The sequence below is a fragment of the Pseudovibrio sp. Ad13 genome, from assembly GCF_001623225.1.
Taxonomy (GTDB): domain Bacteria; phylum Pseudomonadota; class Alphaproteobacteria; order Rhizobiales; family Stappiaceae; genus Pseudovibrio.
The window spans coordinates 191,354-202,875 of the sequence record NZ_LMCC01000019.1; the positions used below are offsets into that span (position 1 = coordinate 191,354).

At 51.6% G+C, this 11,522-nt stretch carries 8 protein-coding genes and 1 tRNA gene; 1 reads left to right on the plus strand and 8 read right to left on the minus strand.

Annotation, left to right across the window (positions count from 1 at the left end):
- Nucleotides 1–50 precede the first annotated feature (50 nt).
- The 8 genes from PsAD13_RS24305 to hemC all read right to left on the minus strand — a co-directional run bounded on the left by PsAD13_RS24305 (nucleotide 51) and on the right by hemC (nucleotide 9,980).
- Nucleotides 51–1,268, minus strand: a complete 1,218-nt coding sequence (locus PsAD13_RS24305; RefSeq protein WP_153040962.1) for a hypothetical protein — start codon at nucleotides 1,266–1,268, stop codon at nucleotides 51–53.
- 291 nt (nucleotides 1,269–1,559) lie between these two features.
- Complete coding sequence (locus PsAD13_RS24310; RefSeq protein WP_063319715.1) at nucleotides 1,560–1,760, minus strand: hypothetical protein; 201 nt, start codon at nucleotides 1,758–1,760, stop codon at nucleotides 1,560–1,562.
- A 466-nt stretch (nucleotides 1,761–2,226) separates the two neighbouring features.
- Nucleotides 2,227–3,729 (minus strand): hypothetical protein, encoded by a 1,503-nt coding sequence (locus PsAD13_RS24320; RefSeq protein ID WP_063319717.1) that lies wholly within the window; start codon nucleotides 3,727–3,729, stop codon nucleotides 2,227–2,229.
- A 333-nt stretch (nucleotides 3,730–4,062) separates the two neighbouring features.
- A tRNA-Thr gene (locus tag PsAD13_RS24325) sits at nucleotides 4,063–4,138 on the minus strand.
- Nucleotides 4,139–4,400: 262 nt separating this feature from the next.
- Nucleotides 4,401–6,209: a heme biosynthesis HemY N-terminal domain-containing protein gene (locus PsAD13_RS24330; RefSeq protein WP_063319718.1), complete on the minus strand. Its 1,809-nt coding sequence runs from the start codon at nucleotides 6,207–6,209 to the stop codon at nucleotides 4,401–4,403.
- Nucleotides 6,210–6,230: 21 nt separating this feature from the next.
- Nucleotides 6,231–8,144, minus strand: a complete 1,914-nt coding sequence (locus tag PsAD13_RS24335) for a hypothetical protein (RefSeq protein ID WP_063319719.1) — start codon at nucleotides 8,142–8,144, stop codon at nucleotides 6,231–6,233.
- A gap of 202 nt (nucleotides 8,145–8,346) precedes the next feature.
- The gene (locus PsAD13_RS24340; protein ID WP_063319720.1) at nucleotides 8,347–9,057 is read right to left on the minus strand and encodes a uroporphyrinogen-III synthase; all 711 of its coding nucleotides are present in this window, start codon (nucleotides 9,055–9,057) and stop codon (nucleotides 8,347–8,349) included.
- Nucleotides 9,057–9,980: a hydroxymethylbilane synthase gene (hemC, locus tag PsAD13_RS24345; protein WP_063291779.1), complete on the minus strand. Its 924-nt coding sequence runs from the start codon at nucleotides 9,978–9,980 to the stop codon at nucleotides 9,057–9,059. Before hemC ends, PsAD13_RS24340 begins: the two co-directional genes overlap by 1 nt.
- A 127-nt stretch (nucleotides 9,981–10,107) precedes the next feature.
- Between hemC and tsaD the strand changes: the two genes are divergently transcribed.
- Nucleotides 10,108–11,220: a tRNA (adenosine(37)-N6)-threonylcarbamoyltransferase complex transferase subunit TsaD gene (gene tsaD, locus PsAD13_RS24350; protein WP_063319730.1), complete on the plus strand. Its 1,113-nt coding sequence runs from the start codon at nucleotides 10,108–10,110 to the stop codon at nucleotides 11,218–11,220.
- The last annotated feature ends 302 nt before the right edge of the window (nucleotides 11,221–11,522 follow it).

The following is an 11,522-nucleotide window of genomic DNA, read 5'->3' on the forward strand; positions in this document are numbered from 1 at the left end:
CAATGCAGTTGCTTGGCTCGCAACACGATGCTTGACACTGCAAGTGAGGGCTAGTGAAACGCACTAAAAATAGATCTTAGCAACTGATCTAACTCGGAAAATTCAGTCCGAAGGGCAATCGGATCTCCACCTTTCTTCATTCTGGTCAAAAACCGCTTCGTGATGTCATCTTTGTTTTCTAACGCCCCTTGATAACGTTTGATTTGAGTGTTCCACCCCGTCCAACGAATAGGATGAAGTTCACCATTCCGATCAGTCAAAGCTTTCTTTCCTAGGAACAATTCAATCGAGCTAGCAGCGCCGTTTACATCCATGTGCCGCTCCCCTTCAGGCCCGATCGTTGGATAATCTTTAGCAAGTTCAAGCTCTGGGAGTACCATCGTTTTGATGTTTTGCGGCAAAGCCTTGATGCGATCGACATGTTGCCGTTCCGCCAGTCCTGCTGCATCATTGTCAAACAGGGCTAATATGGACTGATCCATCCTGACACCTGCAAACGCCTTGACCATCTTGGTAAGCATAGATGCGCCACCTTGAATGCTAAATTCCTGAAAATCTACAAACTGGAATAGATCAGAAAACTCTGGATACATAGCCTGAATAGCTATCGACAATACTTCGGTATCAGACTTACCCTCTGTCAAAATGAGGACTGTACCGGTTTCACGAATGAACTCTTGATGCTCATCTTCAAATTGATGCAATCGCCTGAGATTTTGATGGACCGTCAGTTCCTCGGCGAAATCATCAGAAAAAGATGCGAGGTCAGTCCAAACGTACTCTGGATTGAAATACTGGAGCTCTAACGCCAAGCTGGCATACATGTCGTTCAAATCAAACTCAATGACACCGCGTCGCGCCCAGTGATCTAGATCCAACTGGTTGGCCCGTTCTATCCAGTCGTCGAACGAAAGACCTTTTTGAGCAGCTATTTCATGTTGCAGATCATGTTTTCCGCTCATCTCTTCAAGGTAAGCAATGTGCTTTTGGTACTCCCGCTCCCAAAGGTCGCGGCAACGCTCATCAGTGTAGCCTTGTATATGGAGCCTGCGCCGAACATTTTCGCCGGGAGCGAGTAGATAGCTTATTTCGGTATCTGGATCATCGCACCATTCGAGCATCGTTTGCCTAACTACGGGGTGCGCTGTTTTCACAGTTCGGCGATACAAATCACCGTTGGCAAAACATAGAGTGCATGCGTGGTGCCAAGTCATAGACAGATCACCGAACGATTTTCCATCCAAATAAATGTCGTTCACGTCGCTCAAATCATCACCTCTAGTTTTGACAAAAACTCATGCAATACCGTTTAGGTCCAATATCACCAATGGGCGAGGTATTTCGACATCCTAAATGGCCACGCAAGAGATTAATCTCCAGCTCTGCCCCCTTGACACTAGCGGCGGACTTTCATCTGCCTAAGCCCCTGCAGTGCAGTAAAGTCCGCATAGCAATTTTTGAAGTGGCATTTGCCCCAAGCCGTAGACCACCCCAAGGACCCTTTAAGTTCATGGAAAGATACGCTTCAATAATCGCTGCAAGTATTGATAGTCAGCAACTTACTCATAGCTGTCAGGATCTTCCAGCTCATCAACCATTGCACCAAAGAGTGCTAGCCGGTCCATTTCATCTTGGGTGAGGATCACATGTAGATGGATCATCTCTCCCACAGAGTTGACCTCACAGCGCTGGGCAACGAAGTCTACTGCCACTTGGAGCAAGCTGTTTGTCTGGTCTGAGAAATCGCTTGAAGTATGCATAGCCGGTTTCCTTTTGATTTGAAAACCCGACGAAAGAAACGCCAATTTCTGGTGGTCGGGCAGAACAAGATTGGCGTTACCGCCCAAAAGGAAGCGGCGCACATACGTGCTCTCATTCGCCCGACCATAGAAAACCACGCTCACAAAGAGTCGTGGCGTGGTGGGAACGCCTTTTGGTTAGTAGGAACGCCAATTCCCGCGCACCTCTGTTTGATGCGCTCACCGACCTTAGGCCAGCTGTGAAATAACATGGTGTGAAATCTTGGAGCTGTCAATAGCGGGGGAAACAAGCGCAAGCCCCTACAAGTAGCACTATAGGATTCATTCAGAGACTAAGCAGTGGGTTATAACTCAAATCCGTAACGGCCTTTCAGAGCGAGCTTCAAACCTCCCTCGGAACAGTATGAAGTTACTCAACTTGACCTGGAACAAAGCCAGGACTTTGATACCGGAGCAGTCGCTAATTTCACTTAGTTTCTTTATCTAAACCCGAACGAAATCTTTCTAAAAATAGATTTAGCATCGGTTGGGGGATTTTTCCTTCTTTGATGTCCTTTGAGGGAATGAGTTTATCAGCAGGATTGAAGGCAAGTTGTTCCAAGACAAGAGCTGCGATTTCGTTCTCATAGCCTTTAGCTTGCTTCTGGAAACCTTCAACAGAAACGGCCATCGAGTACTTGTAGGCATAGTGCTCACGAAGTCGGAACAAAGAAGAATGGCGTATCGCTGAAAAGGAAACAAACCACGCGGCAGGAAGCAAGATGATGAAACGAGCCATAACCTGACCTAGATACTGCCATCCTGTAACTTCGGTTTGCGGACTGTTAGTCGAAGCGATGCTCGCCAACTCTGGAAAGCTTCCTTGCAAGAAGGGGACAAGGATAGGCAGAAACACATAAACCATCAAAGGAACAGCTGATATGAATAGGAAAAATATTCCAATATAGAAGCTTATCCTTGCCCACAGAAGTTGCCTTCCAAGCTCTTCGTGCGCGGTTGAGAAGCTACTTGCAAGCCCTGCAACCGTAGCCCCCTTCAGCATACCCTCACTCTGATTGATTAGGTCAGTGACCGACTGTTCTTGTTCTTGAAACCTCTCAAAGAGCTGCCTCTGGATTTGGTTCCCTTCTTCAAAGTCAGCATTACGAGCTTTGAGTCGCTTGTCGAAGCCGTCAAAGTTGTTTTGGTATTGCGTCACTTCATCCTCTAAAGACGATGCCAAATATTGAATGGAATCGATAGAAGCCTTCTTCTCCGTGGCGTCGGCAAGATATTCGCCGATAGTTTTGCGTTCCTTCGCACTTTCATCTTTTAAGCGAACAGCCTCTTCCCACGCAGTCCTTGTGTCAGATGCCTTTGTCAAAGCGTCCGCAACAGCTTTTTTAAGCTCCATGTTTTCAGTCCGCAGTTTTTCAATTTCCTCACTCGAACTCTGTACTAAGGAAGACAAGGCATTCGCCGCCGCTTGAAAGCTGAAGGTTGCCTTGGAGGGCCGCAAGACGACTAAGATACTGAAAAATGCCTCTAGTAGGCTTTCAGTTGTGTCACAGAAGTTCTTAAAAAAAGCCCTGAAGTCATGGTTTTGACCATTAACGGTTTGGAGGTGAAAGTTGTCATAGTTGAAGGATCCTACTCCTCCACCGCCTTGGACAATCTGCCGAAATTGGTTGGCGAGGGTATCAAGGTGCTGTTTCGAACCGTCTATCGCTTGCTTCAACTGCAAAATCCGAGGCAAGGGAACAAGGAGGGAATGGTTCGACTTCCCGAACGTCTCGGAAATGTCTGCGACTACGACTACTCGGCTAAGACAGTCCGCGTAACTGATATCTGTCCCATGTATGTTTTTCTTCACATTGAAGTAAACACTGCCACTCTCGGTGGAGCTGTTGAAGTACCCAAGCAAATCAGTTGCCGAACTGGCGAGGTCAGCAGCTCCGAGACTGATTTCTTCGATTTGTGTTTTTCGCATGATTGACCCACCCTGAATTGCACCCTTCGCAATCAACTACCGTCAATGTCAGAGATTCCTTCGAAGTGCGCAAGGCCTTGGCTGCCGAATGATGCTAGGCCTTTACTGCAGGCATAAGCACTACTCGGTCTATGAATAGACAGCAGATTAAAACGTGGTCTAAATTCACGGCACGATGCCAGTTGAACATGAGCATGCGCCGCAGATCACTACCCAAAGCCAGAAATTGCCTGAGAGCCCCAGCACCTTCAAAAGGTATACCCTGAGGTACACCCCAACAAAAAAGCCCTCGAAGACGATCTCCAAGAGCTTGCGCTAACCTATTGAATTAACTGGTGCCGCTGAAAGGACTCGAACCTTCGACCCCATCATTACGAATGACGTGCTCTACCATCTGAGCTACAGCGGCGTTCCAACTAGCACAAGGGGTGTGCCGGAAAGTGGAAGTTTGATACCCAAGCTCCCAATAAGATGCAAGTATGATTTGCAATGGCAGAGAATGCATCCACCATCAATCTACAAAGGCAGGAGACGCAACAAAGAGCACGCGTCCTGCCTGTGCAAGTCTCTTAGAGCATGTCGCGTACACTAGCATTCACGCCTCATGCTCTAATATTTTTGGCCTAGCGAATTCTTCTCGTTTGATTGAACAAATCAAACGGAACGCACTCTTAGCGGAAGAACCTGAAACTCTGATCCTTTGGAGTTTTCGGATCTTCATCATCTGGTTCAGGTCCTGGGTCATCAGGAAGCTGAGAAAGCGGGAACTCCACCAGCTTCTCATCTTTCTTCTCAGGTTTGTCATCCGGCGAGCTCGGAGCTTCCTTCTCAGTCTTGGAAGGGTCCTCTGCCTTGTCCGCAGCCTTTTCATTGGCTTTGGTCGGCGCCCAACTGGAAGATTCCACAGGTACGACAGTCGCACGAGGCTCTTCAGCCTTGGCTTGCTCATCTGGCTTTTTCTCAGCAGGTGGCTCTTTCGCCGTCTCTGTCACAACAACAGGTTCAGCAACGTCAGCCTTTGCCGCCGGTGCTTCCGCAGGCTTGTCTTTCACTGCAGCAGGCTTTTTTGCTTCCTGCGGTTTAGGCACAACGATATCCGCCTCCACCGGTTCCTTCAGAACCTGTACAGGAGCTGCCAGTTCAGGTGGTTCAAACAGCTTGTCATCGATGACTTCAATCAACTGCTCCTGATCCACAGCCCCTTCCGGTGCTGCCCATTCATAGGCATCCACACGGCCTGTCTTTGGAGAAACAGGCGCCCAGTTGGCAGAGACAATGCCATCTGCAGTCCAGACTTTGTCGCTTGGCGCACGCACAGCGCGGGACAACCACTCACGAATGCGGCCCTGATCACCATGCTCGCGCTCTTCAAGATCAGCCATCAGCAAGAACGCACGTTGCGTTGGTTCAGAGCGCAGAACGCGCTTGAGCTGGTCACGTGCTTCATCAAACTTCTTGGCTTCAATCGCAGCAACAGCAATCGCAATCGCGCCCTCAGAAGAATAAGCACGCATGCTCGCCAGTGTTCTGACGCGGCTCAGACGATCTGTGACGGAATCCCCCGGACGAACATGAGCATAAGCGTCAGTAAGGTCTGGATGCGGGCTCAATTTCCAGGTCGCTTCAAGGATCTTACTCGCTTTGCGCACCTCGCCTGAGCGTGTCCGCAAACGAGCTGCAACAATCGCAGCAGGTACCAGCGAAGGAGCAAGGCCATGCGCTTCAACGGCAAGCGTGCGTGCACGATCCGGGTTCTCATTCTCCAGCTCAAGAGCACGCGCAGTTAGCAGTACAGCTTTCTGGCGACGAAGAGTTTTCTTGTCCAGCATGCGAGCAGCATAGTTGCGCTCAAGCGTTGCAATGGCTTCTTCCCAGTCACCAGAAACGGCCTGATACCCAAGCACGGCATTGCCGGCCCAACGCAAACCCGGAACCAGATTAAAGGCTTCCTCAGCAAAATGGCGTGCAGCTGCAGGCTCACTTTCCCGTTCCGCTTCAATGTAAAGGCCGTGCAAACCCACAGCCATGGAGCGATCATCTTCCAGCATCGCCTCAAACCGGCGACGGCTTTCTGCATGATCGCCATCCAGCTGAGAGGCCTGCGCCAGAAGCAGGCGAGCAGCAGGCTCGTTGCCATCCAGCAGTTTATCCGCCTTCAGACCAAACTTGCGCGCATGCAGCGTATCGCCAGAGCCAAGGGCCAGCAGCCCCTGAGACAGGGCATCGTAGCCTTTGTCTTTCCGGCGGCTCTGCATGAAATGGGAAACCAGAGTTGGCGACTTCCAGATCAACCGGAAGAAGCCCCAAGCCACAATCGACGCCACGATGGAAGCACCAAACGCAACAACAGCTGTCAGCAAGCTTGCCTGAACAACATACCCCTGCCATTCAAGCGTAACGACGCCCGGACGGTCTGCCATCCAGGCTCCGCCAAGAGCCAGCAAAAATACAAACGCGAAAAAGATGAGAACGCGGACCATGTCCTTCGCTCCTTTCCGATACTACTTGTTTTCAGAAACAAGCGACTTCAAAACTTGAGCGGTGATTTTCTTCACCAATTCATCTGCTGCCAAACGGGCTTTCACCTGCTCGGCCCACGCTGCACCAACCTGTTGCATCGGTTCTGGCAAAGCATCGTAAGCCTTAATCGCTCCGGCAAGATCGCCCGCAGAAACCCGGGATTCCATCGTGCCAAGCAACTCGCCGGAACTCGTGCCGTCACTATCAGTCGGCGTCCGGACAGAAACCAGCGACTTGGCGCTGGAGAACAGACGATCAACCACATCATCATTCTCACTCGTCAGCGACACCGCACTCATATCACGCGCGACCTTACCAAATCCGGCAATCAACGCGGCAGAGGACGGAATACCACTCGCGGCACTTGCCTTCAGTGGCGCCAACTCAGCAGCATCACCCGGAAGTACAGCTTCAACGGCAGCCAGTTCCGCCTCATAGGTCTCACCAGAATCCACTGCGTTGCGCAAAGAGGCAATCGCGATTGCACGCGCCGCACGCTCCTGCGCACTTGCAGTGCCAAGAGCCTTCTCCAACCGGTCAACACGTGCGGTAATCTGCTGTGTTGTCTCGGCATTCGCCTGCGTCAGCGCTTCAATCTTGCCTTCAAGAACTTTTTGCTCAGCCGTCAACTTGCCAATCTGCGCAAGCGCTTCATCCACCTTGGAACCAGTCACAGCCAACTGTGAACCGAGATCCTTCAGCTGTGTCGGCGCTTCTTTCAATGCCTGAAACTGTTTCTGCAAATCCGTCAGACTGCCTTGCACGCCCTTGAGAACCTGCTCGGCATTTTTTCGGGACGCAGCGGTCAGATCAGCAACCTGCTTCGTCAGCTGATCCTGTGTCTTCTTCATACTGGCAACAGCAGCACCATCACCGGCAGCACCGTTGGAAATCAGCTCGTTCAGCTCTTTAATCTCAGCACCAAGAGTCGAAACCTGCTCTTGCACCTTCGCGGTCACACCTGCAGTCGCATCACTCAATTTACTGCTGGTTTCTTTCTGGATCGCATCCAGCTGATCAGTCAGGTTCTGAATGGTTTCCTTAGCCGCAAAACTACCCGCCGCATGATCTTTCAGCGCCGTAATTTCCTGACTCAGCTGCGAATAACGGTTCTTTGAGCTTTCCAGAAGAGCCTGAACCTCGGTCGCATTCTGACCAGAGCCGGCACCAATCATCTGAAGCATGCCAACCTGATGCAGACCAACGCCAGCACCGGCAACAATCAGCGCACCAATAACGCCAGCAGCAAGCATCGCGCCAAATCCAGCACCTTGCTTAGGCGGATGCGGAGGCTTATCAGCAGGCCCGCCGGGTCCTTTGCCAGAAGGAGGCGGCGGCGGAGGCGTATCCTTGCCACCCGAACCAGCCTTATCGTCTTTGCCCTTCACAGGCTCTTTCGCAGCAGAAGCGGTGGAGGTTTTGCTAGCAGTCGTTGCCTTGCTGGTGCCTGTCGTCTTCGTAGCAGAAGGCTTTACTGTGCTGGATGCAGCAGCATCCTTCTTCTCATCAGCAGCGGCCTTTGCGCTTGCAGCAGCAGTCGGCTTGGCTGTTGTTGAGGCAGAAGATGCACCCGCAGCTGGTTTAGCGCCCGCTGCAGGCTTCGCAGCAGCAGCTTTCGTCGTTTCAGTATTTTCAGTCTTCGCGGATGATTGTGATTGTTGTTTGCCAGTTGGCGGCACAGAGCCCGCCTTGGTAGAAGTCGCCTTGCTCGCAGCAGGCTTGGCCGCAGGACCAGCGCTCGCGGCAGGCTTATCAGTCTTGGAAACGTCTTTCGCAGGCAGGTCAATCGTGACAGGCTTTCGGGATCCACTGGAGAGCGGAGATTTCCGTGATGATGTTCCACCACCCGAGCCTGCCCCGGTGGACGCCCCACCCTTTTTGTCATCAGCAGCCATCAAAACCTCCTAGAATGGCGCGTTTTAAGCAGTTTCCAGCCGCGCCAATTTTCATAGTCACGCAATCTCGACAAGACCTCTTAAGAGGCCTCTTTCTTAACATAAGCATCCCTTTAGCAAACTGCTATCAGGGAGAATTAGCACCTTGCCAAACAAACTGCGACTTCTCCATAGGGCTCAGAGAAGTGCAAATCACTTCCTCTCAACTTATCGAACCATTGAGAAGTTCAAACAAGCTATCCTCACGCGGCGTTTTCGCAGTAAAAACCTCGCCAAACGCTCCAGCCTGCTCTGCAACCCGCTTAGAAACACATAATGCTTTCATAGAGTTAAGAAACACTATGGTTTTTTCAAGATTTGAAAGGCTGAGAAAAATTTGAATTGTTCGCGGAGAATAAAACAACGCACAATCCAGCATCCCTGCTTCAATCAGTTCACGGGTTTTCTCAGAAAAGCCAGTCGCAGCAGCCATTTGGTAGACCTCCACCATACGGCAGGCAATGCCCTGCTGCTCAAGTTGTCCGGCCAGGTCACCACTGCGGTCAATCGCTGCAGGGTAAAAGACAGGCCCCGCCTGTTTGCTATCCGCAATCAGTCCGCCAAGGGAATCAACATCCCCATCCGCACATATGATCTCTTGGAAACCGGAAGCCTCTGCAGCTTTGGCTGTCGCCTCACCCACAGAATAGAGAGGAAGGTGCTGTAGCTGTGAAACAAGACCATTGAAGACAAGGGCTTCAATGGCATTCGCACTCGTCACAGCAATCGCTTTGGCGTCCCCAGCCACATCACCGTCAACGGTCAGCGGCTGGAAACTCAGCATCGGCTCAACAATCACCTCGTGTCCCATAGCAATCAGCTTCTGTGCAGTTTTATCTGCTTGAGGCTGAGGACGGGTCACGAGTATTTTCATTAGAGCTCCAGAAAGTTTGGACCAGACTTCGCCTTCAGCTCTTTGCCAAGCTCGCGGCCAATCTCTTCAGCATCGCTTAACGGGCCTTCGCCTTCAACTGTGTGCGTCTGGCTGCCATCCGGTTTGATCACCTCACCGCGGAAACGGATACGATCCCCTTCCACATGGGAGAGACCAGCAATCGGCGTACGGCAAGAACCATCCATCTCAGCCAGATAAGCACGCTCCAGCAAAAGGCGGCTTTCAGTCTCAGCGTGATGGATCGGCGCAAGAATGCGCGCAGTCTCTTCATCACCAAGACGCGCCTCAATACCAATCGCGCCCTGCCCGACAGCAGGAAGGAAGTGCTCCACATCCATCAAAGACGTAACCAGATCACCTTGTCCCAGACGACGCAGACCAGCGTAAGCAAGGAAGGTTGCGTCAACCACACCTTCACCAAGTTTGCGCAAACGGGTCTGGAGGTTACCGCGATACATCACCACATCAAGATCAGGCCGCAGACGCTTAATCTGTGCCTGACGACGCAAACTGGAAGACCCGACCACAGCACCCTGTGGAAGATCTGTCAGTTTTTCTACCTTTGGAGAAATGAAAGCATCGCGCACATCTTCACGTGGAAGGTAAGCGGTCATGCCCAGACCATCCGGCAGCACTGTCGGCATATCCTTGGAAGAATGAACTGCCAGATCAATGGACTTATCCAGCAAAGCTTCCTCAATTTCCTTAGTGAACAAGCCCTTGCCGCCTGCTTCGGAAAGAGGCCTATCTTGAATTTGGTCTCCCGTTGTTTTTATAACAACAATCTCGAAGTCATCATCGGTTAACCCGTGTGCCTTCGCGAGACGAGCGCGTGTTTCATACGCCTGGGCCAGTGCCAAGGCGCTTCCACGTGTACCAATTCTTATAGGTTTTGTTTGCAAGGATCACATTCCCAATGCTAGGGGCTCATGTTAGATGAGCGACATAAAATCATCGGCCCGCGAAATCAACCATGCTTTGCGCATGAGAGAACGACAAAAACCAAGCGGCCAAAGGAGACCAAACGTGCTGACCATCCTCGGCATAGAAACGAGTTGTGACGAAACTGCCGCTGCTGTCCTTGAGATTGATCAAGATGGCAAATGCGTAATTTTGTCCAACGTGGTGCATTCTCAAATCGATGAGCACACACCATTCGGCGGTGTTGTACCAGAGATTGCGGCGCGCGCCCACATTCAGTTGCTGGATGGTATCGTAGATCAGGCGATGAAAACAGCAAATGTGAAGTACTCTAATCTATCCGCAGTTGCTGCAACCGCTGGCCCCGGCCTCATTGGCGGCGTCATCGTGGGCTTGATGACAGCAAAATCTATCGCCATGGCAATCGATAAACCATTGATTGCAGTGAATCATTTGGAAGGGCACGCTCTCACCGCACGCATGACGGATCAGGTTGAATTCCCATTCCTGCTGCTCCTCGTCTCCGGCGGACACACCCAGTATCTCCTCGTAAAAGCTCTTGGGGAATACGAAAGATTGGGCACAACCATTGATGATGCGATTGGTGAAGCGTTTGACAAAACAGCCAAACTGCTCGGCCTGCCATATCCCGGTGGTCCGGCTGTAGAAAAAGCTGCAAAACTTGGTGATCCAACCGTCTACAAACTGCCACGCCCACTTTTGGACCGCCCCGGCCTCGACATGTCTTTTGCCGGGTTGAAGACAGCAGTGCGCACCGCCGCCTTAAAAGAAGAGCCTGTCAGCGAGCAAACCGTCAACAACCTGTGCGCCTCCTTCCAGGAAGCTGTCGCAGATGTTCTCGGAAAACGCAGTGCAAGAGCCTTCGAATTATTTAAAGATCGCTATCCGGATACGCCTGTCAAAATGGTTATTGCGGGCGGTGTTGCAGCAAACGAAGCAATTAGGATTCGTCTCAACCAGGTTGCCGCGGAACATAGTGCAGAATTAATCGCACCACCGCACAAACTGTGCACAGACAACGCCGCAATGATTGCATGGGCTGGAGCGGAGCGCCTGAGAAAACTCGTTGCCGAAGACCCATCTATTCTGGAGCAAAACGGTAAGGGCGACGACATGAACGAAGCCCCGCGCCCGCGCTGGCCCCTCGACAAAGTCTCCGAAAGCGTCATCGGCTTCGGTCGCAAAGGCGCGAAGGTTTAGCGACGACCACACGGCACAAACATACTTCCAAAATCCCGCCTCACCTGCGGGATTTTTTAGTTCAGAAACGCTAAAAACTTATCCCCCTGCCCTCAACCCCGCTTATTCTCAGTTTTGTGCTCACGTATTCGGGCAGCTGGTGGACCGTCCATCAGTGCGGCGTGGGCTGGGCGGAGCTACCGGGTGAAGTAACGCATCACCCGGCGGGTTCGTTGAAACACCCCTTGAAAGTCTTTAGTGCAGGGACCAAGCGGAAGCTGGTCACCCGATGGGCGTCTACACTGGCAGGCGTTTAGCTATCA

Bases quoted from the DNA above. Each gene is read 5' to 3' on its own strand.
- PsAD13_RS24335 (WP_063319719.1), bottom strand. From the start codon at position 8,144: ATGGCTGCTGATGACAAAAAGGGTGGGGCGTCCACCGGGGCAGGCTCG.
- PsAD13_RS24330 (WP_063319718.1), bottom strand. From the start codon at position 6,209: ATGGTCCGCGTTCTCATCTTTTTCGCGTTTGTATTTTTGCTGGCTCTT.
- PsAD13_RS24320 (WP_063319717.1), bottom strand. From the start codon at position 3,729: ATGCGAAAAACACAAATCGAAGAAATCAGTCTCGGAGCTGCTGACCTC.
- PsAD13_RS24310 (WP_063319715.1), bottom strand. From the start codon at position 1,760: ATGCATACTTCAAGCGATTTCTCAGACCAGACAAACAGCTTGCTCCAA.
- PsAD13_RS24340 (WP_063319720.1), bottom strand. From the start codon at position 9,057: ATGAAAATACTCGTGACCCGTCCTCAGCCTCAAGCAGATAAAACTGCA.